General features: G+C 68.1%; 28 protein-coding genes. 8 read left to right on the forward strand and 20 right to left on the reverse strand.

What is annotated here, in order from left to right:
* Nucleotides 1-13 precede the first annotated feature (13 nt).
* The gene (locus PATMI_RS0121070; RefSeq protein WP_026912335.1) at nt 14-343 is read left to right on the forward strand and encodes a hypothetical protein; all 330 of its coding nucleotides are present in this window, start codon (nt 14-16) and stop codon (nt 341-343) included.
* Here the strand turns inward: PATMI_RS0121070 and PATMI_RS0121075 are convergent.
* The 8 genes from PATMI_RS0121075 to PATMI_RS0121110 are packed head-to-tail and all read right to left on the reverse strand — an operon-like array spanning nt 340 to nt 8,086.
* A complete protein-coding gene (locus tag PATMI_RS0121075; protein ID WP_157260899.1) occupies nt 340-2,343 on the reverse strand; it encodes a hypothetical protein in 2,004 nt (667 codons plus the stop codon). The genes PATMI_RS0121070 and PATMI_RS0121075 overlap by 4 nt on opposite strands.
* 16 nt (nt 2,344-2,359) lie before the next feature.
* A complete protein-coding gene (locus PATMI_RS0121080) occupies nt 2,360-3,139 on the reverse strand; it encodes a LysM peptidoglycan-binding domain-containing protein (RefSeq protein WP_026912337.1) in 780 nt (259 codons plus the stop codon).
* Nucleotides 3,136-5,247, reverse strand: a complete 2,112-nt coding sequence (locus PATMI_RS37700) for a phage tail tape measure protein (RefSeq protein WP_169738406.1) — start codon at nt 5,245-5,247, stop codon at nt 3,136-3,138. Before PATMI_RS37700 ends, PATMI_RS0121080 begins: the two co-directional genes overlap by 4 nt.
* Complete coding sequence (locus PATMI_RS36940; protein ID WP_157260900.1) at nt 5,247-5,399, reverse strand: hypothetical protein; 153 nt, start codon at nt 5,397-5,399, stop codon at nt 5,247-5,249. The genes PATMI_RS37700 and PATMI_RS36940 overlap by 1 nt, the downstream gene beginning before the upstream one ends.
* 29 nt (nt 5,400-5,428) lie before the next feature.
* Nucleotides 5,429-5,989 (reverse strand): hypothetical protein, encoded by a 561-nt coding sequence (locus PATMI_RS0121095; protein WP_026912339.1) that lies wholly within the window; start codon nt 5,987-5,989, stop codon nt 5,429-5,431.
* Nucleotides 5,986-6,402, reverse strand: coding sequence for a hypothetical protein (locus PATMI_RS0121100; RefSeq protein WP_026912340.1), 417 nt, complete (start codon nt 6,400-6,402; stop codon nt 5,986-5,988). Before PATMI_RS0121100 ends, PATMI_RS0121095 begins: the two co-directional genes overlap by 4 nt.
* A gap of 19 nt (nt 6,403-6,421) precedes the next feature.
* Nucleotides 6,422-7,870 (reverse strand): hypothetical protein, encoded by a 1,449-nt coding sequence (locus PATMI_RS0121105; protein ID WP_026912341.1) that lies wholly within the window; start codon nt 7,868-7,870, stop codon nt 6,422-6,424.
* 3 nt (nt 7,871-7,873) lie between these two features.
* Nucleotides 7,874-8,086 (reverse strand): hypothetical protein, encoded by a 213-nt coding sequence (locus tag PATMI_RS0121110; RefSeq protein WP_026912342.1) that lies wholly within the window; start codon nt 8,084-8,086, stop codon nt 7,874-7,876.
* Between the two features lie 104 nt (nt 8,087-8,190).
* Here PATMI_RS0121110 and PATMI_RS0121115 point away from each other — a divergent pair, with 104 nt between their 5' ends.
* From PATMI_RS0121115 to PATMI_RS36945, 7 genes are read left to right on the forward strand one after another with little or no spacing between them, the layout of a single operon-like run.
* Nucleotides 8,191-8,553, forward strand: a complete 363-nt coding sequence (locus tag PATMI_RS0121115) for a helix-turn-helix domain-containing protein (protein ID WP_026912343.1) — start codon at nt 8,191-8,193, stop codon at nt 8,551-8,553.
* A 47-nt stretch (nt 8,554-8,600) separates the two neighbouring features.
* Entirely contained in the window at nt 8,601-8,837 is a 237-nt protein-coding gene (locus PATMI_RS0121120) for a hypothetical protein (RefSeq protein ID WP_157260901.1), read from the forward strand.
* Nucleotides 8,834-9,109, forward strand: coding sequence for a hypothetical protein (locus PATMI_RS0121125; protein WP_026912345.1), 276 nt, complete (start codon nt 8,834-8,836; stop codon nt 9,107-9,109). Before PATMI_RS0121120 ends, PATMI_RS0121125 begins: the two co-directional genes overlap by 4 nt.
* Nucleotides 9,099-9,587, forward strand: a complete 489-nt coding sequence (locus PATMI_RS0121130) for a DnaJ-like cysteine-rich domain-containing protein (RefSeq protein WP_157260902.1) — start codon at nt 9,099-9,101, stop codon at nt 9,585-9,587. Before PATMI_RS0121125 ends, PATMI_RS0121130 begins: the two co-directional genes overlap by 11 nt.
* The gene (locus PATMI_RS35220) at nt 9,580-10,116 is read left to right on the forward strand and encodes an HNH endonuclease signature motif containing protein (protein WP_051472113.1); all 537 of its coding nucleotides are present in this window, start codon (nt 9,580-9,582) and stop codon (nt 10,114-10,116) included. The genes PATMI_RS0121130 and PATMI_RS35220 overlap by 8 nt, the downstream gene beginning before the upstream one ends.
* Before the next feature lie 30 nt (nt 10,117-10,146).
* Nucleotides 10,147-10,443 (forward strand): hypothetical protein, encoded by a 297-nt coding sequence (locus tag PATMI_RS0121140; RefSeq protein WP_157260903.1) that lies wholly within the window; start codon nt 10,147-10,149, stop codon nt 10,441-10,443.
* A gap of 40 nt (nt 10,444-10,483) precedes the next feature.
* A complete protein-coding gene (locus PATMI_RS36945; RefSeq protein ID WP_157260904.1) occupies nt 10,484-10,660 on the forward strand; it encodes a hypothetical protein in 177 nt (58 codons plus the stop codon).
* Nucleotides 10,661-10,684: 24 nt separating this feature from the next.
* Here the strand turns inward: PATMI_RS36945 and PATMI_RS36950 are convergent, their stop codons facing one another.
* From PATMI_RS36950 to PATMI_RS0121205, 12 genes are all read right to left on the reverse strand, one after another.
* Nucleotides 10,685-10,831 (reverse strand): hypothetical protein, encoded by a 147-nt coding sequence (locus PATMI_RS36950; RefSeq protein ID WP_157260905.1) that lies wholly within the window; start codon nt 10,829-10,831, stop codon nt 10,685-10,687.
* Nucleotides 10,828-14,043 carry a glycosyl hydrolase family 28-related protein gene (locus PATMI_RS0121155; RefSeq protein ID WP_084270139.1) on the reverse strand — a complete coding sequence of 1,072 codons (3,216 nt, stop codon included), beginning with the start codon at nt 14,041-14,043 and terminating at the stop codon, nt 10,828-10,830. The genes PATMI_RS36950 and PATMI_RS0121155 overlap by 4 nt, the downstream gene beginning before the upstream one ends.
* Nucleotides 14,036-14,653, reverse strand: a complete 618-nt coding sequence (locus PATMI_RS0121160; protein WP_157260906.1) for a hypothetical protein — start codon at nt 14,651-14,653, stop codon at nt 14,036-14,038. The genes PATMI_RS0121155 and PATMI_RS0121160 overlap by 8 nt, the downstream gene beginning before the upstream one ends.
* A gap of 74 nt (nt 14,654-14,727) precedes the next feature.
* Complete coding sequence (locus PATMI_RS0121165) at nt 14,728-15,177, reverse strand: hypothetical protein (protein WP_026912350.1); 450 nt, start codon at nt 15,175-15,177, stop codon at nt 14,728-14,730.
* A gap of 4 nt (nt 15,178-15,181) precedes the next feature.
* A complete protein-coding gene (locus tag PATMI_RS0121170) occupies nt 15,182-15,667 on the reverse strand; it encodes a hypothetical protein (RefSeq protein ID WP_026912351.1) in 486 nt (161 codons plus the stop codon).
* A gap of 3 nt (nt 15,668-15,670) precedes the next feature.
* Entirely contained in the window at nt 15,671-15,835 is a 165-nt protein-coding gene (locus PATMI_RS36955; protein WP_157260907.1) for a hypothetical protein, read from the reverse strand.
* Complete coding sequence (locus PATMI_RS0121180; RefSeq protein WP_026912352.1) at nt 15,835-16,743, reverse strand: major capsid protein; 909 nt, start codon at nt 16,741-16,743, stop codon at nt 15,835-15,837. The genes PATMI_RS36955 and PATMI_RS0121180 overlap by 1 nt, the downstream gene beginning before the upstream one ends.
* Nucleotides 16,744-16,754: 11 nt before the next feature.
* A complete protein-coding gene (locus PATMI_RS0121185; RefSeq protein ID WP_026912353.1) occupies nt 16,755-17,156 on the reverse strand; it encodes a capsid cement protein in 402 nt (133 codons plus the stop codon).
* Between the two features lie 3 nt (nt 17,157-17,159).
* Entirely contained in the window at nt 17,160-18,260 is a 1,101-nt protein-coding gene (locus PATMI_RS0121190; RefSeq protein ID WP_026912354.1) for a hypothetical protein, read from the reverse strand.
* Nucleotides 18,257-20,239 (reverse strand): phage portal protein family protein, encoded by a 1,983-nt coding sequence (locus PATMI_RS0121195; RefSeq protein ID WP_157260908.1) that lies wholly within the window; start codon nt 20,237-20,239, stop codon nt 18,257-18,259. The genes PATMI_RS0121190 and PATMI_RS0121195 overlap by 4 nt, the downstream gene beginning before the upstream one ends.
* Before the next feature lie 176 nt (nt 20,240-20,415).
* Nucleotides 20,416-21,957, reverse strand: a complete 1,542-nt coding sequence (gene terL / locus PATMI_RS32155; RefSeq protein ID WP_051472114.1) for a phage terminase large subunit — start codon at nt 21,955-21,957, stop codon at nt 20,416-20,418.
* Nucleotides 21,944-22,264 carry a hypothetical protein gene (locus tag PATMI_RS0121205; protein ID WP_026912356.1) on the reverse strand — a complete coding sequence of 107 codons (321 nt, stop codon included), beginning with the start codon at nt 22,262-22,264 and terminating at the stop codon, nt 21,944-21,946. Before PATMI_RS0121205 ends, terL begins: the two co-directional genes overlap by 14 nt.
* Nucleotides 22,265-22,431: the final 167 nt, after the last annotated feature.

The raw sequence follows: 22,431 nt of genomic DNA on the forward strand, positions 1-22,431 counted from the left end.
CTACGATCACGTGATGCGTCGTGTTGCTTTGCCCCTCCCCCTTGTCCTGGCGTTCGCGTTTGCCGCACCAGCTGGAGCAGCGTCGTCGAAGAGGTGCAAGATCCAGCCACCCGACGGGGCCGGGTTCTACGGGCTCAAGGTCAAAGGCGTCAGCTGCGCCACCGGCAAAAGGGTGCTGATCAAGGTGCGGAACGACCAGACCGAGTCGCTCGGCGAGTACCGCAGCCGCGTCAGGGTCGGCCGGCTGACGTTCACGTGCCGCACCACGTTCCCGGGGTACGAGCAAGCGCTGGACACATGCAAGAGCGGCAGCCGGCGGGTCTACCTTCGAAGCGGCGCCTAGCCCTTCGCGAGACCGAAGTGGACGTGGTTGTAGTGGTTGCCACCGGTCGTTGACCGGTAGATGAGCTGCAGCCGGTAGCCGCTGAGCGTGCCGTTGGAGATCTGCTTCGACCCGCCGGTTGATGTCATGTCCAGGCGCTTCAGGCCGAACATGTCCGCGAGCTCGTTCGCGAGCGCGTCCATCTGCGGCGTGGGGTGCTCCCCGTTGGACATGTCCGCCGCCCAAGCGACCGACGGCGGCCCCTGGTGCATCGACCGGGTCCCGTTCACCGTCGGCCCATGGCGGCCGTTCGCGGCCGTCACGGAAGCGGCGGACACATTGATGCCGTGCTTTCTCGCGACCGGCAGCACGATCGTGTCGATGATCGACTTCGGGGTTCCCGAGATCGAAGTCAGCTTGCCGCGCTTGCCGGTGTATGACGCCGCACCGCCGATTGTGGCCTTCTTCGACGCCTTGTCCTTCACCTCGCGCTGAACGATCACCGACGCCGGCTCAAGCGATTTCGCGTTCCGCCTGCGCAGCGTCACCTCGGCGATCCCACCGCCGGTCAATGGCGAGTCGCTGATCTTCTCCACGATCCACCGGCCGTCGACTGGCGATTCGTCGTCGACCATCACCGTCATGCCGGGCAGTAGCTGCCACTCGTCCGCCAAGGCCAGGGTGACGGTGATCTCTGCAGCTTCGCGGCGAACGTCCCACGTCCACGGCATCGCCTTCACTTCCTCCATGTCCCTGGAGAGGTGAAGGACCGGGTTGCCGCGGATCAGTTCGTCGTCGGACGCGTACCCGAACGTGTTGCCGGCAGCCCACCGGTGCCACTTGACATCGTCGGCGAGCTGGCCGGTGGCGTCCCACCAGTTGACGTTCTCGTCGTTGTCGGACGTCTTGAACGCGAACTGCTGGGTGTACGTCTCGACCTTTGTTGAAGCCGCATCCGTCGTCGACGTCGCGTTCGGGTTCCGACCAAGCCACAGGTCAACCGTCTTCGTCGCCTCGCCCTCCCACTGTCCGAACGCAGAAGGCGTCCCTGCAACCTGGACCTGGTCGATCATCTGCCCCAGATTCCCGGCCGCGCTGTGCAGCGACCCGTGCTTCTGTTTCCACCCCGGAATGCCATGAACACCGAGCAAGAACGCCCGGGCCGCTTTCCTGGTGTCGAGCACGTCGGCGTCTGAGCCGTAGCTCGGGGACTGCTGGAACGGGCCGCGGTGCGTCACGCCGGCCGCCAGGGCGTTGGAGCGCGTGTACTGCGGCAGCCCGGCCACCGTTTCCTGGGTCACGCACATGACCATCGCGATCATCACGCGACGCGAAGCACCGACCGCTGCTGCCTCGGTCAGCGCCAGATCGAGGCAGCGCAGCTGTGTGCTGTTTGCAGACGCGCGCTTCACCTTCACCTTCGACCCGGCGGACCCCCACCCCGAACCACCCGACGACGACTCGACAGCCTTTGCCTTCCGCTTCGCGGTCGTGATCGACTCAGGCTCTTCGGCCTTCGCGATCTTCTGCTTGTCCTTCAGCTCTGGGATGTACACCGGGATGCCACCGCCGGCTTTCACCGAAAGGACCAGCTGGTAGATGAACGCAGCCCGGGTCTGCTTGTTCCGTGACGCCTTCATCGGCCGCTTGTGCTGCCGCAGGTACGCCGCCGCACGGTCCTCAGCGATCACGGACCACCCGTCATCGGACCGCTCGAGCCTCACGATCCGCCACCACACCGACCCCCAACGGATGTCGATGCCGTCGAGGAGCTCGTCCTCGTTCTGGTCGATCAGTTCGAACTCTGCGAGATCCCCGACGGGGTCGAGGACGTCGATGGTGATCGTGCCGGCGTCATCGAGGCCAAGGTCACGCCGCAGGTCCCGGACACGGCCGGTGATGTCCGCGACCTGGTCCTTCGTGTACAGCCGGACGGTCTGCTCGATCGTCGCTTCCGGGCGGGCCGGCAGCTTCAACCACGGCGCCAGGGGGGTCTTCTTCTTGGCCTTCTTGGCCTTCACGGTCGCGGGCATCTGGTCAGTCCTGCGGCATCTTCAGCTTCTCGCCGACCTTGACGTCCGTCGGCGACCGGCGAGGCGTCTTCTTCTTGCCCTTCTTGTGCGGGTTCAGCTTCGCGATGTCCTTCCACCGCTTCGACTGGCCGAGCACGTCCTGGGCGATCGACGTCAGCGTCTCGCCCTTCTTGACGGTGTGATCCTTCCGGCGCTTCAGCTTGCCGTTCTTCGCCCGCGTGTTCTTTCGCGACCCGGCCGTCAGCTTCGACAGGTCATGCGACTCCTGGAACGAGATCGTGAGGTGCTGCCTGATCCGGCGGTTGCGGTCCCAGATCGCCTTCGTCTGCGTGATCCCCGTCATCAGCCACAGCTGGTCGGTGCCTGGCAGCTGCCCGGCCACCTGGACTGCTTTTGGGCCACCGGACGCGCGCCCTTCCCGGCGGGGCGCCATCATCACCTCGATCTCGTCGATCGCGGCCTCGACGCTCTTGTTCGGGAATCCGTCGACGATGATCTGGATCTCGAGGGTGTCCGCAGCATGACCGGCCCAGTACGTCGACTGTGTCCGCCAGGGGCCGTCAACGGTCTGGAAGTTCGGGGCGCCGCGGGTGAGGACGGGCTCCGTTTCGTCGAACATGACGGTGATCGCGTACTTCATGTCGACCGTCCGGAGCGTCACGAACCCCTGCGGGGGGACGACAAGCTTCGGGGCGTACCCGCCGGGCGGCGGAGGCTTGACCCAGCTGATGCCGCCGCCCAGGACCATGCCCTTGTCGGGAACGAACTCGGTGCGGCGGCTCATTTCTTCAACGCCTGACGCTCGGTCTCTTCGGAAACGGCTTCGTAGATCAGACGCTGTCCGATGAACACGGGAACGCGGATCGTCGGCCGCTGTTCGTACCCGCGGCGGCTCCCGCCGGTGGGCCCGCTCGATGCCTGCGCTCTGGCGGACTCGGCGGCGGCTCGTGACCATGGATGCCCGGCGGTCAAGACCTGGGTGCCGGACGGCAGGACCGCGAGCTCGGGGCCGTGCTCGTTCATCTGCGTGGTCTCGCCACGCCCCACAACCCCGCCCGTTGCACGCTTCTTGCGGTTCGCCTTGTAGTACTTCGAGTTGAAGTCTCCGGGGTAGTCGGAGTCCTTCAGCTCCTTCTCGTACCGGCGGTACTTGGCCGTCCCGCGCTCACCGATCTCCTTCGGATCAGCGCGCTTCCACTTCGCCGCCAAGGCCGGGTGATCCCGCGCCCACGCATCGAACGCCGATTCGGAGCCAGCGTCGCCGCCGACTCGCTGCTTCTCGCGCTTGCCCTTCCGGCGGTACTTGCCGACAGTCGGGTCCTTATCCTCCGCGCCAGCCGCCTCGATCGTGTCGTCGACGTTCTTGTTCACGTTGTCCAGCGCGAGCTTGACCGCGTAGGCCGCAAGTGCAGCGCCGGCCGCGATGCCCATGACCTTGCCCATCGCGCCACCGGCCTTCGAGAACCGGCCCTTCCGCTTGTTCATCTCCGGCCCGATGTTCTTCCCCGCCGACCGGCCCGCCGACGACGCATAGGTCTCTCCCGCTGCAGCACCAGCCTCGTTCGCGAGCTTCGCGGACGTGCGCATCTTCCACAGCAGCTTGAGGACCTTGTTGATTCCCGTGACGTTTCCCGCGAGCTTCAGCCCCTTCGCGGCCGTGGTGACCGCAACAAAGCCCGCAGCCACCTTGATCAACTCGGGATGCTTGCCGACGAACTTCGTGACGACATCGACCACCTTCTCGGTGGTGTTCACCACCGGAGTGATCTGCTTCTTGACCTCCGGCCACGCCTTGTTGGCCTTCTTCGCCATATCGACCGTCAGGTCAGCAGCCTTCGCGTACAGCGGCAGAAGTACCGTGCCGAGCTGCACCTGGATGCCGAGCATCGCGATCTTCTGCTCACGCTGTTTCTTCGCGTGTTCCGCCAGCGAATCGGTCGACCCGGCAACGTTCGCGCCGTACTCATCGACCAGGTTCAGCTGCTCCTTCAAACCCTCCGAGCCCTTCGACAGCAACGGCCGGAGGGTCTGCCAGCCCTTCCCGAACAACGACATCGCGAGCGCCGACCGGTTCGTTCCCGGCCCGAGCTTCTCGTAGCCGTCCGCGACCTTCATCAGGAACCCGTACATGTCGGTGTTCGCCGACGCAGCGTCCTCCGATGACAGCCCAAACTTCTTCAGCGCCTCGGCCTGCTTGCCCAAGCTCTTCGACGACAGGTCGCTTCGCTTGACGTCGCCGGTCGCGAGGATCTTCGCGATCGTCGCCTCGCGCTTCTGCGCGTTGGTGATGTTCTCTGCGGCCGCGAGCTTCTGTTGCTGCGTTCGCGACAGCTTGCTCATCGCAGCGCGCTGCTTGTCGACAGCCGGCGCGACCGCCGACACGTTCTTCGCCAACGTGCCGAACGACTGGTTCAGCGCCTTCGGGGCAAGGTTCCTGACCTTCGCAAGCGCGGCCCAACGGCCGGCCTGCTTCTCCGACATCCCGAAGTTGCCAGACAGCCCCATCGCGGCCGTGCCGAGCTCCTCGAGCGTGTCGACGGACTCGTTCGCGTACTTGATCGACAGGAACGCCGCACCCGCAGCCGCGGCACGCTTCGCGAGGGTGCCGATCGGCGACGCTGCCTTCCGGAACTTCGGGGCAGCCTGTTCGATCTCGTCGCCGGACCGCTTCGCGCCACGGCGCATCTTCGTGAACGACGTGTCGGCCTGGTCCCCCGTCTTGCGGACCTGCCGCTCAACCTGCCCCAGCGCCGAGTCGGCCTGCTTTCCCGACTTCTGGGTGTCCGGCCCCAACCCGCGGACGTCAGAGCGAAGCTCTTTGACTTCCTTCGACGCAGCCGCTCGTCCCGCGATCTCGATCGCGAGAACGATCTGGTCCTTCGATGCTGCCATCAGGGCACCAGCCGGTTCAGGTCGTCACGGTTCACGGCGATCTGTTGCGCCCCGATCACCCGGTCGATCCACCACTGCAGAACGCCGGGGTCTTGGCGTTCTGCAAGACGGACCGCGACCTCTCCCGCCCCCATCGCGATAGCGATTTCCACGGCGGAATCGATCTCCGGACGGCCGGGGCCTAGGGCCCCGAGATAGGGTCGCCGTCTTCCTCGGCACCGCTCATCGCCCACACGCGGTACGACCTAGCCATCGACGCAACAGCCTGAACGTTCACCTCGGGCGGGTCGGACAGCGTGAACAGCTGCTGCAACGCCGGGGTGTCGTGTTCGAACGGCTCGAGGTCCGGGTCGCCTTCCATCGCGCGAGCGTGCATCGTCGCCAGGTCTTGGAGCGTGTAGCCCTCAACAGGCGCCCACTTGCCCTCGACGCGCTGAACGACGCAGAGGATTCGGTGCGCCAAGAACTCGAGCTGCGAGTAGTTGTCGACCGTTCCCTCTTCGTCGTCGTAGATCGTGATTGATGCGTCCCTGGGGATGCCAAGGCGGATGCCGAAGTCAATCGGCCCCTCGAGATCGAGCGGGAAGTTGAGGAAGCGCTTGCGGCGGGCCTTACGGCCGGCCTGCGCAATCGCGTCCGCGACGGACCCCGGCTCGGGCGCGGCCACAGACGGGGCCGGTGCCTCCTCCGGCTCGTCACCTGCCGCCCGGACCGTGGGGCCCGTGATGGGGGTGTCGGTCACTGCGTCACCGATCCGACCGTGACGGTCCACGTCTGGCCGGTCACGGACTCGCTGTCGCGCTGCGGGTACCCGACAGCCTTGATGACCCCGGAGAACGAGTCGGGCGTTCCGATCGCGTTCTTCTTCGAGTCGAGGTCCTGCACGACGACACGGGCGGCTGCGCCGTCCTTCGCGTTGCGGACGAGGGCACGCCGGATCGTCTGGTCGCGGATCGGGTCGTACTCGCGGGTGAGGACGATGTCCTCGTAGTCGTCGAGGCCGGCGAGTGGGACGGCATCGGCCATGCCGCCGGGCCGGATCTTGCCGGTCTCGGTGGTCAGGTTGCCGCCCTCGAACTTCATCCACGCGTCCCGAACAGCGGCGCTGTCGGACGTGAGGTTGATGAGGTGGTTGCGTTCGGTGAGTACCGGCATCGTTCAGTTCCTGTTCGGGTCAGGCGCCGGTGACGGTGCCGCCGGGCACCTGGACGGCGAGGTTCAGTCGGATGCGCTCGGCGACCTCGGGGGGCCGGATCTCGGCGTCTGCGCGAATCCACCCGTCGGCACGGGACTGCTCGGTGTTGAGCTGATCGCCGACGTCGATGCGGTAAGCGGCTTCGGGGAGGTCCTGGTCGCCGCCGTCGAGGTTGCCGGCCTTGCGCTCTTCCTCGGCGAGGGCGGTGAGGTCGTTGCCGAGCTGCAGGCGGACGGTCTTGGTGTTGCGGCGCAGGACCCTGGACTCGAGGACCTTGTCGCCGAGGGCCTTGAAGCGCATGACGACGCGGGCGGACGTCAGCCACTTGTAGGCGGGGTGCAGGGTGGTGTTCGCGAGCGACCGTGCGCCGTACAGGCGCGGGGCGCCGCCGATGCGGACGATGCAGACGCCGCCGGCGGTGTTGAGGAGCCCGCGCTCGGTGTCGCTGTAGGTGTCTTCGACGTCGAGGATGTAGGGGTGCTCGCCGTACTCCTCGCCGGCGGGCGCCTGGCCGGCGCCTGCTGCGGCGTCGGTGTAGGCGGCGCGGCCGCACCAGAAGCCGGAGCCGGACACCCAGCGGGTGCCGCCGTCGGTGGTGCGGACGAGGACGCGGGACACGATGCCGGTGCCGCACTGGCTGGTCGCGGACTTCAGGCTGTTGAGGTACGCCGTCTTCTGCGACGCGGTCATCGTCGGGTCGAGGTCGAGGACCGCGAACCGCGGGGTCTTGTCGTCGTTCGCCTTCGCCAGGAGTGCCAGGTGAACGGTCTGGGTGAAGATGCCCGGGGCGGACAGGTTGCCGGTCCCGTGCTCCGGCGTGAACTTGTTGAGCGCACCGACGATCGCGGCGCTGTCGATCGCGTTGCGGTTCGACAGGCCACCGGTCAGCGACGATGCGGCGGCGGCCGGCGGGAGGCCGGAGCCGGACCCGGCGATCAGCTTGCCGTATGTGCCGACGTACCCCACGAAGTCGGCGAGGGTGGACGACGCGGGGGTCTGCTCGAGGACGTTGCCGGTGACGCTGTCGATGAACGACACGATCCGCTGGCTGGCGTCGCCGCTCGGAGCGGTGATGGAGACCTGCAGCTGGTTGCCCCAGTCGCCGGTGCTGGTCGCGACGGCCTTGAGGCTGTTGCCGGTGGTGCCAGCGATGTCCTTGGACGCGGCGACAGCGGTCGACGCGGTGATGCGGGAGATGACGGCGCGGGTGCCGCCGGTGTTGAAGAAGGCGTCGAGGGCGTCGTGGCCGACACCGAACGTCTGGCGTGGCCCGAAGATGAGGTCGCGTTCGGCGACGCTGCCGACTTCGACGGGGGTGTCGGGGCCGCGGAGCGTTTCCATGATCACCAGGGCGAGGCTGGTGTCGGTGTCGCTGCCGGGCGGCTGGATGCTGTCGACGCGGGCGGTTTCGATTCCGGGGGTCGGCATGGATCAGCCCTTGTCGGTCTTGGTGGGTGTGCGACGGGCCGGTGTCTTCGGCTCCGGCTCGATGGCGACGGCGGCGCCGGCCTGGATGAGGCGGTCGGCTTCGTCTTGCTCGAGGTCGTCGGGCACGTGGAGCTCGTCTCCGAACGCGACGGGGCGTCCGGACGGCAGGTAGTGCGGGTCGTGCTTGCCGACGAATCGAACGCTGTCTGCGGTCATGGGGTCCTCACGCGTAGGTGGAAGCGGAGATCACCCGGTGAGCGTACTAGCAGATACGGATGGTATTTCGACGCTGTCAGCTAGTTTTCCGGTAGGCTTGCTGTATGAGTGAGATGACGGCCCTTGAGGTCGAACGCAAAAAGCAGGGGATGTCGCGGGATCAGTTGGCGGCGCGGTCGGGGATCACGACGCGGACGATCCAGAACCACGAGCGGTACGGCATGACGCCGCACTGGGCGGTGAAGAGGGCGCTGGCGGAAGGGCTCGGGTGCGACGTGGGTCGCGCCTTCCCGTCGCCTACCGCTGGTCAGGAGCAGGGTCGGTGCGCGGGCTGCGGCGCGGCGGGCGAACCGCTCGAACAGGTCACGACCACGACCGCGCCGATCGAGACGTTCCGGATGTGCGTCGACAACTTCGCGTGCCGCGACCGCCGCCGCGCTGGTCAGATGCAGGAGCCGGGCGCATGATCGGCCGGTGGCGCTCGTGGAGGGCGTGGCGAGAGGAGCGGCGCATCATGGACGAGGTCCTGGAGCTGCGGGTCGCTGAGCGTGACGAAGCGCGCCGTGAGCGCGACGACGCGCTGGCGGACCTTGCGACGCTGCTGTCCTGGGCCGACGAAGCCCGGGCTCAGATCGGGCCGATCCAAGTGGCGATCGACGTTCAGAAGGGGTTGCTCTGCCATCCGGCGATCAAGCTCAACGAGCGCCGCCGGCGGGCTTCCGCTTCGAGGGCGGAGGGTGTCGACCGATGAGCGCCTACGTCCTGGGGATCGGCGACTACTTCGCTGCTCGTCGCCCCGATGGCGTGGTGCTCGACGGCTCCCGAGTTCGAGTCGTGTGGGCCGACGGCGAGATGCGGGTCCAGCGGTACGCGTCCGCATCGTCGAGCAGCGGCGAGGGGTGGGGCGACTACCTGCTGGCCTCGTCCGACGGACCCGCCCAAGCGCTCATCGACCTGATCGCGCGCGCTTCCACATCGAGGGCTACCGAGCAAGGTCAGAAACAGGGTCCCGATGTCGACTGATCCGCCCGTGATCTGGGTCGTCGTCGGCAACGACGGGCGCCCTGGCTACATCGCTGACGAAGGCGACCAGGCCGAGTACGACATCGGCCCGAACCTCGCCGCCGAGCTTCGTGAGCGCGACGCACGGCTCGTCCGCTACGCGCCTACTCCGAGGGCGGAGCCGGTCTGCCCCGACTGCGACGGAACAGGCAAGTACACGTTCAGCGACGGCGGCGCGGGACCGGACATGACCGACACCTGCGAGTCGTGCGACGGCACCGGCCGCGCCGCTACTTCGAGGGCGGAGCCTGAGGGGATCGACGACGGCGGCGAGGGCGCAGTGCACCGCCGCGAGAACTGCGACCGCTGCGGCAACTCGGGAGAGGTCCCCGGTCGTCGGGTTCCCGGCGACGACCCTCGCTACCGGCTCCCGTGCCCCGACTGCCGCGCCGATGCGTGGAACCCCGCTTCGAGGGCGAAGGACGTTCCTGATGCGTGAGCCGAACGGTCGCCAAGCCGCCGCCCTCTACCTCGACCGCAACCGCCTCGAATCCGAGTACCCCGAACTCATCGGCCGCCGCAAGCTCCAAGGCCCCGACTGGACCGTCGAGGATCGCGGCTACCGGACGCCATGCCACATCTGGGCCCGCCACCTGACCAAGGGCGGATACGGCAAGACGACCGACCCGACTCGGCGCAACCGGCAGCAGTACACGCACATCCTCAGGTGGGAAGCCGTCAACGGGCCCGTCCCCCAGGGCCTCCACATCGACCACCTGTGCCGCAACCGCGCGTGCTGCAACCCGGAGCACCTCGAGCCGGTCACTCCGGCGGAGAACAGCAGGCGCGGCGAGGGCGGCGGACACGCTCAACGAGGGCGTACGCACTGCCCGCAGGGGCACCCGCTGTCCGGCGACAACCTCTACGTGAACAGCGGACGACGTCACTGCAAGGAGTGCCGGCGGCAAGAGGTCCGGGCACGACGCGCTCGGCAGGCCGAGGCAGAAGAGGGCCAGGCCGCCGCCTAACCGCCCCGCCTCATGCGAACATTTGTTCGTATGGGGCAGGCAGAGCAGCGGCAAGTACGGACCGGAGTCGCGGACCGCGTGAAGCGGGAGCAGCAGATCCGCGACATGCAGGACCGCCGGCTCTGGGAGATCGGCCAACGCGTCCGCGCGCTCGACGAGCACGACCGCCGGCGCGCGGGCCTCGAGCGGGCACTGCGGTGCGATGTCGGCCTGGCGATCCTGAACGCCGATCCACCGTCGGACGAGGAGGTCGCGGCGAAGGCCCGCTGGTCGGTCGCCGATGTTGAGCGGCTCCGTCAGGACATCAAGGACGCCGACCCGAAGTAGCGACGCTTGGGTTTTTGGGTCCGATGTGCATGCTGGGCCGATGTTCGAGCTTGAGACCCATGTGACGCACCTCTTCGACTGGCCCGGGTGGGTCGGGGTGGTGCAGGACTACCACGGCGACGGCCGGTACCGCGTCCGCTGGGAGAAGCGCGGCAAGCTGGCCGTGATTCGGACGGTGCGAGAGGAGGAACTGGTGCCCGCTCCCGCGCCGTCCTGACCTAGATTTCCCCAGACCTAGGGGCTAGGTCTCGTCGTCAGCCGGCGGCTGCTCGCCCGCGAGGACCTTACGGGCGAGCTCCGCGACTTCGTCCCAGGCGGGGTCACCGTCGTACCAGCCCTCCTGGTGGCCGACGAGGAAGAGGCGCGCAAGCTCAGCCGCGGCGCTCATCGCGGCTTCGTAGTCGGGGTCGGCGTGCCGGTGTAGGCCACCGTCACCACGTCCCCAGGATCGCGAGGCACGGCGAACGGTCCGGAGCTCGCGACCGTGGTTCCGTTCAGCCTCACGTCCGTGATCGTCCCGCCGGTCAGGAACAGCCAATCCGGGATCACGGCCGCCGTGTTCGCGACGCCCGTCGCCGCGAGCGTGAACGTCGCCGGCGCGACGGCCGGAAACCCGCGGTTCTGGCCGTACCGCGTCGTGGCCGAGACGGCGGTGGCGAACAGCGCGCCGCCGGTCGCCATCCCGCGCGCCTCGTTGTTGCTGATCGACCCGCCCGTGTACGACGCGCCGCTGAACGTGAGGCCGTACCGGGCCGTCGGGGTGCCGGTGTCGTCGACGAACTCGTTGTCGTCGATCGCGACGTTGTCGCACGCGACGGTCATCTTCACGCCCTCGCGGTCCGTGCCCGTTCCGATCGTCCCGATGTTCCGGAGCCGGTTGCGCTTCACGGAGCTGTTGCGGAGGATCTTCACGCCGGAGTTGTACGAGAAGTAGATCCCCGACTTGCTGGTCCCCTCGATCACGTTGTCGTCGATCCCGAGGCCGTACACGTCGTAGTTCTTCAGGATCACCTGGATCGCGTAGGTGCCGCCCGTGATGCGGTTGCGGCGGATCAGGATGTGCCCGAGCTCGGTGCCCGTCGGGCCCGACGCGGTCCCCGACCCCGACGTGTCGTAGAGGATGCCGGTCGGGCACGCGTCGATCTCGTTGTCGACGACGCGGATCTTGTAGCCCGGCAGCGTCGACACCGTGCCGCCGTTGATGCCCATCCCCGCGATCGACGCGCCGGTGACCGTGTTGTGGTCCCAGATCGTTCGCGAGTTGCCGCAGTCGCCCAGGCCGTACTGGCCGCCCTCCGTGTGGCAGTGGTGGACCTTCGTGAACAGCGCGGTCTGCGAGACGTTCGTCTGCTTCTCGACGAAGATGTTGTAGCGGCCCGAGTTCTTCGCGATGCAGTGCCCGACGACGATGCTCTCGATCGCGAACCCGCCGGTGCCGAGGCCTATGCCGTTGCCGCCCGGGCCCGTCCCGCCGTTCAGGCGCCCACAGTTGTCGACGTGGACCCGCTCGATCGAGCACTCCTGGAAGTGGTCGACGCCGAGGCCCGTCGCCGGGGTGTCGTGGATGTACAGGTCGCGCCAGTGGCAGCGACGGTGGAACTGCGAGAACAACCCCTTCGTCCCCGACACGTAGCCAGCCGACTGCGTCTGCGCGCTACCGTCGACCTGGAAGCTCGCGAACGTGCAGCCGACCATCGGCGCCGCGGCCGTCTTGATGTTCTTCAGGAACGACTCGTCCGCGAACGTCGGCTTGAAGATCGTGAGCGCCGGGCCGTCACCGATCAGCGACACGTTGTTCGGCCACGACGTGATCGAGCTCAGCGTCTTGTAGGTGCCGGCCGGGGCGTAGACGATGCCGCCGCCCGCAGCGCTCGCCGCAGCAGCAGCCGCCACGATCGCCGAGGTCGAGTCTGCCGCACCGGTCTTGTCCGCGCCGTAGGCGTTGACGTTGTAGCGGGTGTCGGAGCTGCCACCAGACCCGCCGAGCGTGATGAAAGACCCGGGCCACGTCCCGCCGGCCTTCGGGCCGTACAGCCGCGGCGGGGACGCAGCCGTGTCGACGTAGCTGTCGCCGTTCTGGCCGACCCCGGAGCCCGGGGCGCCCGTGCCGTACTCGATGTTCCCGTCGGGCGTCAGCAGCGCGATCTGCGCCGCCAGGTCCTCCGCCCGCTGATACGTCGCCGCGCCTCCCGCGGCGCCGAGCTTCGCGATGCCGGCCGCGGTCGTCGTGGCGAGGTCGGTCTTGGAAACCACCGAACCCACGAGCGCCAGCGCACCCGTCGCCGGGAACGACCGGGCGGCCGAGACGAGCAGCGCACCGATGGCGCGGTTCCCGGCGATCGAGAGGTGCGTCTGGTCGGCGACGAGGTTCGGGCGCTGCTTGCCGATCAGCTGCTCGGTCGGCAGGAACATCACGTGCGGCGGGAACTCCGCCACCACGTTCGCGACCGCGGTGTTGATCGTGTCGATCACCGCGTCCGTCGGTATGAACGGCGTCGACGCGTAGATCGCGTACGTCGGCAGGCGGTACTGCCCGAGCACCTGCACCAGGCGCGGGGCCGCGGACTCGACCTGGTACCCGTAGGTGTACGTGGCGCCGACGACGTTCGTGACGGCCATCGTGACCGTCGTCGCGTCCAGCGGGATGTACTTCCGGACGCACGTGAAGACCTGCGCCGAGCTCGTCACCGGCGCCGCCGGGTACAGCCCGCGGGTATCGAGCACCGCCGGGGTACCGTCGGTGCTCGAGTTCGTCGTGACCGTGTGGACCGCGCCGGCGTCCTGGACGGCGGCGACGTTGAACGCCACGATCCGGCCACGCCACCCGGACGGCACGGTGAGGGTCTGCGACCCGTTTCCAGCGATCGCCTTGAACGCCCCACCCAGCGACGACCACGACCCCGTCAGCGAGATCGACGCGTCGTCGTACGGCTTCACGTCACCCGGGTCGGTGAGGATGCGCGAGATCAGCTCCCGGTGCGCGGCGGCGACCGCCGGTGCGCAGTTCGGGCCGAAGTACGCGGGGTCGTTGACGATCCAGTCGATGACCGCCGCCTCAGCCGCGGGCGTCCCGGTGGAGCGGGCGAGCGCACCGTTCAGCTGCACCGGCAGGTTGCCGATGATCGTGCTGCCACCGACACCGTTGTTCTGCTCCGTCGCTTGCAGCGCATCCGCCAGGACCCGCAGGAACCGGGCCGTGGGCGTGGACTCCGTGCCCTCGCCTGCAACGAGGCTGTTGCCATACCCGTCGACCTTCGTGATCAGGCCGCGACCGGGGAGCGTGATCGCCTTCGGGATCGTCGCGCCGGCAAGCGCATCGACCGCGTCGTAGGACGCCGCGCCACCCGACGCCCCAACCGTCGTCTTGCCCTTGATCGTCGTCGTGGCATCCGGAACCGAGCCGCCGCTACCCGGCGGGATCGAGATCAGGTTCCCGTCCGAGTCCTTCGACGGCACCTCCCCCACCTGGATGCCGTTGAGCAACTCCCCCAGGCCCGACGGGCCCGGGTCGCCCTTCGCGCCTTTGTCGCCCTGGATGCCGCGTGTGGTGCCGGGCGGCAACGCATCGCTGATCACTGTGCTGGTGCCGGGGTCAGGCATCTTCGATCTCCAGAGAGGGATGGACCGTCAGGTCGGTCTGCGTGATCACGGGGCTGTCGCCGGGATCGGCCGGATCGACGGGCTCGTCGCCCGGACCCGGCAAGGTCAGTTCGCTGTCGTCGCGCAACACACCGTCGACACGGACGGCGAACTGCTCCTCGACCGCCGCGATCGAACGCCGCTCAGCACCAAGCAAAGCGGTGCCGGTAGCCGGTGCGGAGCTCGTCCACTGCACCAGGCTGACCTGGTCGTGGAAGTCCGCCAGGTGGTGCGTCATCAGCGCACGAATCGAGGCACCGTACGCACCAGCCTTCGCTTGCGCGTCGTTCATGCTCGCCCCGGCGATCTCGACCGCAATGCCGATCCGCCAGGTGTGACCGATCAGGCCGTTCGAGTCGGGGCCATACGGTGCGCCGATCGTGCCGCCGTCAACGACGACGAGGCGCGGGAGTGCGTCTTCGGCGAGTTCTTCGGTGACGGTGATCGGGTGGGTCTGCAGGCTGTTCCACGGCTGCACGCCCGGTGTGCCCGGGGTGACGGTTTCGCCGTCTTGGCGGACCGTCTCGTCGAGATACGTCGGCAGCCCAATTTCAAGCAGCGTCTCGATCACCAACGTCAAGTGGTTGCCGTCCGTGAGTGGCCCGAGAACACGGGCCTTTCGCTGGGCGTACGTCAACGCCGGCATCAGTCGGCCACGCTCATCGCGAACTTCTGCAACCGGCGCTGAACCTCACGGCGCCCCGACTCCGGGAGCTGCATGACCGGCCGGAGCTTCGTGAAGTGCGGCAGGTACGGGACGGTGGACCCGAACAGGAACATGCCTGGTGCCGTTTCGCGGATGCCTTGGTGGGCGCCCTTGATGCACAGGCTGTTCGCCATCGCACCGGTCGCGCGTCCGATGCGGGTGTCGAGGTCGTGCGACTCCTTGTACGCCAGCCAGGAATCGGACAGGCGCTTCCAGCCGTTCGAGCCGTACTCGCCCTGCGAATCGAACTGCTTCGCTGCCTCGTGGGTGAGGGCGTCCTCGATGTCGGGCCACGCGTCGGTCCAGTCTTCGACGGCGCCGGCGAGTCTGGAGAGGGTGCGGTCGACGATGCGGTCGCCGCCAACGTCGATGGTGAAACGCAGCGACATCCGGCTACCAGCGCGTCAAGCGTCCGACGGTCCGGCAACCCGTGCCGCGAACAGCCGGCCCGAACCGAGACACGCTGGGGTGCTCCGCTTCGTCGTCGGGCAGCGGGCACCGGTCGGTGATCTCGAACTTCGCGGCCGCGAGCTTCTCCTCCGCGAGCCGGCCGAGCTGGGCTGCGAGCGTGGTGTTCTCGACCGACGCCTCCGGCCGGTACGACATCTCGACCAGCTGGGCGGCGCGATACGTCATGAACGACGCAGCACGCAACTCCAGGCTTGCCGTGCACGGCGCACGTCCTTCGACAGCCTCCGTCAGTTCGCTGCCCGCCAGCGCGATCAACGCGGTGACCTGCGCAGCAGTCGGGCTGGTCTTCGTCGTGAACGTGTCGACGTAGTCGCCGCCACGCCCCGCTTCGACCGTCCGGGCCCGCAGCAGAGCAGCGACCGACGTCAGGGTCGGCCACCACTCCGGGGTGTTCTGCGGGTCCGGCACCCGTTACTCCGTGTCGCTGGTCGTCTTGCGACGGCCGTCGATCTTCTCGGCGGCGTCGAGGCTGACGAGACGATCGGCGACCTTCTGGTCGACGTCGACGACCGTGCCGCCCTTGAGCCACACGCCGTCGATCTCGACCAGTCGGCCCTTGAGCTCAACCTTCGGCATCAGGAGCTGATGCCGCGGATCTCGACGGCAGCCGGTGTGTTGTCGACCACGAACGCCGGGGAGCCCTCGAGGTCGATCTGCTGCGACCGGATCGGCTTGTTGTCCCACGTGTCGACCGTGAGGGGGTCCTCCCAGTACGTGCCGCCGAGCTGCCCCTCGGCCGCCAGGAGCGCCTTCGTGGCCGGCTGTGCCGGGTTCGAGATCGGCTCGAGGCCGTAGGCGGACAGGACGTCCATCGCGCGCTTGCGGCCGTAGCCCTGCACGAACAGCAGCCAGTCCGACGGGTTCATGATCAGGAGCGTCGGCTTCTGGCCCTGGTCGTCGGCCTCGAAGACCGCGAGGCCCGCGTCGATGGCACCCTCCGGACGGAGACGCGCGGCCGTCGGGCTCGCGCCCTCGACCGTGAACGACGTCCAGTTCGCGGCGGCCGTGATGAACTGCCCGTCCTCCTGCAGCCGCGCCGAGATCACGGCGAGCGCGAGCTTCCTGAACTTCCGGTCCAGCGACTGCGTGGCGCCGCGAACGAGGCGGTTGTACAGGCGGATGTCGTTGCGCTTCAGCGACTGGCGCGGGATGACGATCTTGTGGCCCCACGTGGAGACCTCGGCGATCTTCGGCGCGCCGACCTTGCCGCCGTACTCCGGCAGCTCAGCACCGGGAGCGACTTCCTCGACCTCTTCGATGCCGGCGTTGACGTCGGGATCGTTGGGGTAGTACTTGATCGCGCCGCCGGTCGTGGCTCCGGAGTCCGGCAGCAGCCGGCCGAGGAACGAGAACGCGGTGTAGAGCTGCGCGAAGTCACGTGCGACGACCCGAGGGTCCTGCACGTACTGCGAGATCGTGATGTTGCGCCCGTTGACCGTCGGAACGGCCTCCGGGTACAGGGGGGTGGGGATGTTGGCGACCATGAGTCAGTTCCTCAGACGAGACGGACTTCGACGTCCTGATCGGTCGCCGTTGTGGTGGACAGGGCGTAGGCGACGATCACGTTCGTGCCGGTCTGCGGGATGACCTTGCCGCCCGTGCCGACCATCAGCGCGACGGGGCCGGCGGATGTGTCGATCGCGGCGCCGCACTGGACGCGCAGCTGGTAGCCGGAGCCGGAGTACACTGCGACGGTCTTGCCGGCGACCGTGTCGACGGCGGGGACGCCGAGCGCCCAGACGTTCGCGACGGCCGGCTTGATCGGCAGGTTCTCGCCGGCCAGTGCGTTGCGGCCCGCGGAGATGGTGACGAACCGCTTCGCGAGCACGTCGGCCGTGGCGCGGCCGGTGACCTGAACGCCGGGTCGGAAGTGGACGCGGGTTTCGTTGGCAGCCATGGGTCAGGCCCCCTTCGTGAGGGTGTCGATGCGGGCCTGTTCGGCCGCGGTGAACTGGACGATGGACGGGAGCAGCTCGTCCGTGGGCTGCTCGTCGTGCGGCTGCCGCGAGAACGTCGCGAGCTGGCCGACGGGGATGGTCGCGGCGACGTGGTCGAAGATCCCGCGGGTGAGCTGCGGGTTCTCCTTGTAGTCGGCGACGACCTTGTCCTTGGACTTCGGGGCGATCTTGCCGGCGGCGACGAGCTCGGACGCGAACGTCTCGGCGTCGGTCTGGGCCTTGCGGTCCATGAACTCGTCGAAGCGCTTCAGCCGGGCGTTGATGTCGGCCTCCTGGTCCTCGCTGATCAGCTTGAACCCGGCGGGCGGGGTGTAATCGGGCGTGTCGACCTTCGGCTCGTCGGCCTTGGGCTGCTCGTCCACCTTCGGCGCGTCCGTCGTCGCGGTCGTGTCGTCGGTCTTGTTCTCCGGAGCGTCCGTCGTCTCCGGGGTCTTCTCGGGCTGGGTGTCAGCCATGTTCGGTCCCTCCAGGGGATCGGGGGTGGTGACCGCCGGAGCGGCGTTGTCGTCATCGGGAGAAGGGGTGGAGAAGGCCACCAGCCGCGACGCAGCCACGAGGGGCGCGTCAGCGGTTGGGGATGGGGCCGCGGTGTCGTTGCGCGCCCACAGGTCTTCGAGGTCCTCGAGCGTTTCGACTGCCGGCAGTTCGTCGGACAGCAGCGCGAGGCCGGTGACGACCATGCGGTAGTCGCCGGTGTCGGTCTTGACGTTCCGGATCGCTTCGATCGAACGGGACGGGAACGCGGTTGCGGCGATCCGGTCGATGTTCGGCGGGACCGTGATGTCGGCGTACAGGGTGTCGCCGTCGACCTGCAGGTTCTGGGTACGCCCGATGACTGCGCGGTCGAGGAGACGGATGTGGTCGCCGTCTTGGCGGAACGAGTGGCCGAGGATGGTGCGGGCGGTCTTGACGGCGGGGTCGCCTTGGGCGGCGACGGCGTCGTTGAGGTCGTCGATGGTGATGCCGCCGTCGCCGACGCTGGTCTGGTGGTTGCCGACTGCGGCGATGGGGACGCGCTTCCAGGTGACGAGGTCGTCGGTCATGCGGTGCCCCTGTCGTCAACGGCCAGTGCCTGCTCGGACTCCCACGTGACGACGTACAGGCAGCGGCACCTGTCGCCGCCCTCGCACCCGGCGTAACCTCCGGTCGGGAAGTCCTGCTCGGCTTCGTCGACCGAGTCGTACTGCGTGCCGTCGAGATCAGCGCACGCGGAGCACGTGTTGCCATCGAGCACGCTCGAGGCGTAGATGTCGCGGATCTGGCTCTCGGATGCGCGGGTCTGCGTCTGCCTGCCCGCCGTCTGTGCACGGGTGGTGTCCGCGCCGGCGATCTGCGTCAGCTGGGCGTCGGTGAGCTGCGTGTCGATCTGGTCCTTGACTGCTGCTGCGACAGCGGCAGGATCGGCGGCCTCGGACGCCAAGGCCTGCGTGCGGTTCGTGACCTCTTCGGCGACGGTCGTCGCGATCTGCTGCGACGCAAGGGTCGCGGCAGTCGACGCTGCGGTGGCGTACTCGACGTTCGCCTCCTGAACACGGGTCCCGGCCTCGCGGGCATCCGCGGCGACTGTGCCGGCGGCCTGCTGCGCCGTTGACTCCAGGACGCTGGACACGGCCTCGAGCTGCGCTTGCGGAACGGCGTCGAGGGCGGCTGCTCGTGCGTCCTCGCGGAGCGTCTCGAGGGCGCCGAGGACGGTGTTCGCGGTTGCGACTACCTCGATCGCGGCCTTCAGCTGCTCGCCACGGACAGCGCGGTACGCGGTCGTGACTTCCGCGACGGCGTCTTCCCAGTCGCCATGTATCTCGGCGAAGTTCGTGGACCGCTCGGCAGCACGCAGCTGACGGGTTGCCTGCGGAACACCAGGCACCTTGCCACCGTCCGGGGCCGCTCGGGCTGCGGCGACGTGGTCTGTGCCGCACGTGCATCCACGGGACGCAGCGACGACATCGGCCGGTTCGTCCACGGAAGGCTGGGCCGGCGGCGGGGTGTTCACGACGATCGGCGTTGCCGGCTTCGGCTTGTCGCACGTGACGCGCGGCCTCTTCACCAGGCCCCGGTAGTCGTTGAACTCCGTCCACCGGGACACGGACTGGCGGTTGAACTCCTCCGCGATGTCAGCGGCAACCGCGATTCGTGCGGACGCTGCGATGTCCTCGTGGACCTCCCCCAGCGCACGCGACCCCGACTCGGTTGAGCCGAGCTGGACGACCTGCTCCGACCACGCGCGGCTCATCGCCTCTTCGTGGTGCTTGATCGACTGCAGCGGGTCGGTGACCGCACCCGTGATGCCGACGTTCTCGGCGGTCTGGCCCTGCTGAAGGCCGATCGCTGCGAGCTCGTCCACGATCGTCTGCGAGAACGCGTCGGTCAGCTCCTCGATCGTGTCGTGGTCGTCGCCTTCCTTGCCGGTGACGACCCACGTGCCGTTCGCGGACTTGTTGTGGCGGACCTGATCGACGCGGTACAGCTCCTGGTTGCAGAGCCAGTGCATGTACAGCGGGCGAAGCATCGACCGGCCAACCGGGTCGCCCTGCCGCGGCTTGTACGCCCACCGCTGCACACGGACGGCATCGAGAACGACGGGCTCGGGGCCGAGCAGATCGACACCGAGCGACTGCAGGGTGCCGTCGGGTTCGACCATCCACTTTCCGGGGTTGATCGTTTCCTGCTCGATCGGCGCGAACCGCTTGATGCGCCACCAACCGGGGTCCATGTCGGTGTCGCCGACGATCTCGCAGACGGCGTGGCCGTACAGGGCGTACGTGAGTGCGTAGTCGAGGAGCTGGTGGAACCCGACCTGGTACCGGCGGGTCGAGTCGTCGTCGGCCTGGCCGATCGGGAGGTCGAGGTCTTCGGCGAGTTTCGCTGCGGCGTCGGGCGGCAGGTCGCCGGGCTCGAGGCGCCAGGGGAGGTTGTGGATCGGCTGGAAGAACGCGGACTCGAGCGCGACGATGTGGCCGTAGGTCCGCATCTCGGCGATGACGTCGTTGCGCCAGGGGTACGTCCATTCGGGGACGCGTTCCATGACGCGCGTGGCGATCTGGGTCCAGGTCGCGGCCGCGGCGGTGGTGTTGCCGGCGGTGGCGAGGACGGGACGGCGGACGGTGTCTTGGCCGGTCGGTGCGTTTGGCGCGATTGCCACTGCCCGTGAGGGTACTAGCGATCACGGACGCTATTTCAGCGCTATGCGCTGGTTTGAGGTCAGGCGGCGCGGCGTGCTGTGGTGCGTGGTCGTCGGGTGCGGCTCCCCGGCCGTGTCTTGACGATGGGCTTCCAGTCGTCGGATGCGATGGCGGGGAGCTTGATGGCGCCGTAGGAGATGGTGTCGACCATGTCGTCGTGCGCGCCGTTCGGGAACGCGAGGAGTTCAGCTTCGAACTCGTCGAGCCATGGTGCGGTCTGGGGGTGGTAGACCGAGTGGGCTTCGTAGCGGGCGACGGCGTCCATGGCCCGGGTGACCTTGTCCGAAACCGGCTGGATGTCGTGCACGGGCACGCCGCGTCCTCGCAGCGTCTTGACCGGGCCGTATCCGTGACCGAACCCCTCCACATGCAACGGCGCTCGGGCCTGGCCTTTCCAGACTCCCTCGATGAAGTCTGGGACCTGGAGCAGGTCGAACTTGCGCGCCTTCAGGTCCCAGATGATTAGGTCGGAGTCGGGCGTACGCAGGAACGTGGTGACGACGCTGTAGTCGGCGGTCTCCTTGGTCGACGCGGCAGTATCCGCAACAAGGAACTTTGCGCACCGGCCGATGTCGAAGCTCTTCGAGGTTCCGTCAAGGGCGTGCAACCGGATGAACGGCTGCCCATCGACGTTCTCGGACATCGTCCAGTATCGGAAGTGCTCGGCCTTGAACAACATGCCCTCGGCCGGTGCGGGCGTCTGCTGATACAGGCTCGCCCACTGGTAACTGCCGACCGTCCGCTTCGTCGTCAGCAACTCGTCGCGAGTCATCAACGCCTCGCACAACGCCTCCCCCACCTCGCGACCGAGCGCGTCGCCTTCCTCTGCGATCGCGGGCAGGTTCAGCACGGTCCACTGGTCCGCTTCGGGATCGTCGGCGGACTGCTGAATCATGCGCCCGGCCAGATCGTCTTCGTGCCACCGGGTTTGCACGACGATGGCCGAACCGCCTGTCGCTAGACGGGAGCGTGCGGTGCCCTTCCACCACTTCCATTGGTCGTCGCGGATGTTCGACGACGCGGCGTCCTTGTCGTTCTTGATCGGGTCGTCGACGATCAGCAGGTGAGCGCCGCGGCCGGTGATTGTTCCTCCCACGCCGGCGGCGATAAAGACGCCGCCCTGGTCGGTCTGCCAGCGACTTGAAGCGGCCACATCGTCGCGCACCTCGACCCCGAAAACCGCGGGCCCGAACTCCTCGAGCGCGTCCCGTGCACCGCGGCCGAAGTCCTCGGCCAGGTGCGCGGTGTTTGAGGTGACCATCACCTTGCGGCGCGGGAACGTGCCCAAGTACCAGGCCGGGAAGTAGTGCGAGATCAGCTGCGACTTGCCGTGCCGCGGGGGCATGGTGACGATCGCGCGCTTGACCTCGCCGGACGCGACCCGCATCAACAGGTCGGTCAGCAGGAGCAGGTGCTTGTACGGCAGCCACCCCTGTTCGGGGTCGCTCGTTTCGTTCCGGCCGTCTGCGACCCAGGCGAACCCCGCGGGAGAAGCCCGGGCCGTGATGATGTCCTTGGCGTCTAGCCCATGCTCAGCCGGCGCCGCACTAGTCGTCGACATTGCCAGCGCGCTCGCGAACCATGTCGAGCGCCCAAGCGCGAACGGCCGGGTCGCTCATATCCGCAGCTTGCACCTTGATCGCGTCACCGCCCACACCGCTGACCTCAGTGGCCTGCTTCGGGCGGCCGTACGCGCGGTCGAGGATCTCCTTCGCGGCGAGGAGCCTGACGCGGTGGTCCGGCAGGATCTCAAGCTCGGCGCTCTCACCGGAGCCTACGACGGTGTGGGTGTCGGCTTCCAGGCCGTCCCAGAGCACGTTGAGGACGGCATCGGCCTGCTGTTCGAGGCGCTCCCGCAGGATGTCCACCGCCCGCGGGTTGCGGGGACGACCCGACCCCTCCTGCGGCCCTCCGAACCCCGTGGAAGCTCGTGTTTCCTGGTCGCTGTGCGCGAGGCAGAAGTCACTGCCCTTGAGGGGTGCGGCTCCGCAGTCTTCGCCCTGGGCGTTCTCGCCCTTACACCGACGACGAGCTG

The organism is Patulibacter minatonensis DSM 18081 (assembly GCF_000519325.1).
Classification (GTDB): Bacteria; Actinomycetota; Thermoleophilia; order Solirubrobacterales; family Solirubrobacteraceae; genus Patulibacter; species Patulibacter minatonensis.

Excerpts from the sequence above, each read along its gene's own strand:
- PATMI_RS0121105 (WP_026912341.1), bottom strand. The coding sequence starts at position 7,870 with ATGCCGACCCCCGGAATCGAAACCGCCCGCGTCGACAGCATCCAGCCG.
- PATMI_RS0121140 (WP_157260903.1), top strand. The coding sequence starts at position 10,147 with ATGGGGCAGGCAGAGCAGCGGCAAGTACGGACCGGAGTCGCGGACCGC.
- PATMI_RS0121165 (WP_026912350.1), bottom strand. The coding sequence starts at position 15,177 with ATGTCGCTGCGTTTCACCATCGACGTTGGCGGCGACCGCATCGTCGAC.
- PATMI_RS0121120 (WP_157260901.1), top strand. The coding sequence starts at position 8,601 with ATGGACGAGGTCCTGGAGCTGCGGGTCGCTGAGCGTGACGAAGCGCGC.
- PATMI_RS0121080 (WP_026912337.1), bottom strand. The coding sequence starts at position 3,139 with ATGAGCCGCCGCACCGAGTTCGTTCCCGACAAGGGCATGGTCCTGGGC.
- PATMI_RS35220 (WP_051472113.1), top strand. The coding sequence starts at position 9,580 with ATGCGTGAGCCGAACGGTCGCCAAGCCGCCGCCCTCTACCTCGACCGC.
- PATMI_RS0121155 (WP_084270139.1), bottom strand. The coding sequence starts at position 14,043 with ATGCCTGACCCCGGCACCAGCACAGTGATCAGCGATGCGTTGCCGCCC.
- terL (WP_051472114.1), bottom strand. The coding sequence starts at position 21,957 with ATGTCGACGACTAGTGCGGCGCCGGCTGAGCATGGGCTAGACGCCAAG.
- PATMI_RS0121125 (WP_026912345.1), top strand. The coding sequence starts at position 8,834 with ATGAGCGCCTACGTCCTGGGGATCGGCGACTACTTCGCTGCTCGTCGC.
- PATMI_RS0121195 (WP_157260908.1), bottom strand. The coding sequence starts at position 20,239 with ATGGAACGCGTCCCCGAATGGACGTACCCCTGGCGCAACGACGTCATC.
- PATMI_RS0121110 (WP_026912342.1), bottom strand. The coding sequence starts at position 8,086 with ATGACCGCAGACAGCGTTCGATTCGTCGGCAAGCACGACCCGCACTAC.
- PATMI_RS36945 (WP_157260904.1), top strand. The coding sequence starts at position 10,484 with ATGTTCGAGCTTGAGACCCATGTGACGCACCTCTTCGACTGGCCCGGG.
- PATMI_RS0121115 (WP_026912343.1), top strand. The coding sequence starts at position 8,191 with ATGAGTGAGATGACGGCCCTTGAGGTCGAACGCAAAAAGCAGGGGATG.
- PATMI_RS0121070 (WP_026912335.1), top strand. The coding sequence starts at position 14 with ATGCGTCGTGTTGCTTTGCCCCTCCCCCTTGTCCTGGCGTTCGCGTTT.
- PATMI_RS36950 (WP_157260905.1), bottom strand. The coding sequence starts at position 10,831 with ATGAGCGCCGCGGCTGAGCTTGCGCGCCTCTTCCTCGTCGGCCACCAG.
- PATMI_RS0121185 (WP_026912353.1), bottom strand. The coding sequence starts at position 17,156 with ATGGCTGCCAACGAAACCCGCGTCCACTTCCGACCCGGCGTTCAGGTC.
- PATMI_RS37700 (WP_169738406.1), bottom strand. The coding sequence starts at position 5,247 with ATGGCAGCATCGAAGGACCAGATCGTTCTCGCGATCGAGATCGCGGGA.
- PATMI_RS0121100 (WP_026912340.1), bottom strand. The coding sequence starts at position 6,402 with ATGCCGGTACTCACCGAACGCAACCACCTCATCAACCTCACGTCCGAC.
- PATMI_RS36955 (WP_157260907.1), bottom strand. The coding sequence starts at position 15,835 with ATGCCGAAGGTTGAGCTCAAGGGCCGACTGGTCGAGATCGACGGCGTG.
- PATMI_RS0121180 (WP_026912352.1), bottom strand. The coding sequence starts at position 16,743 with ATGGTCGCCAACATCCCCACCCCCCTGTACCCGGAGGCCGTTCCGACG.
- PATMI_RS0121130 (WP_157260902.1), top strand. The coding sequence starts at position 9,099 with ATGTCGACTGATCCGCCCGTGATCTGGGTCGTCGTCGGCAACGACGGG.
- PATMI_RS0121190 (WP_026912354.1), bottom strand. The coding sequence starts at position 18,260 with ATGACCGACGACCTCGTCACCTGGAAGCGCGTCCCCATCGCCGCAGTC.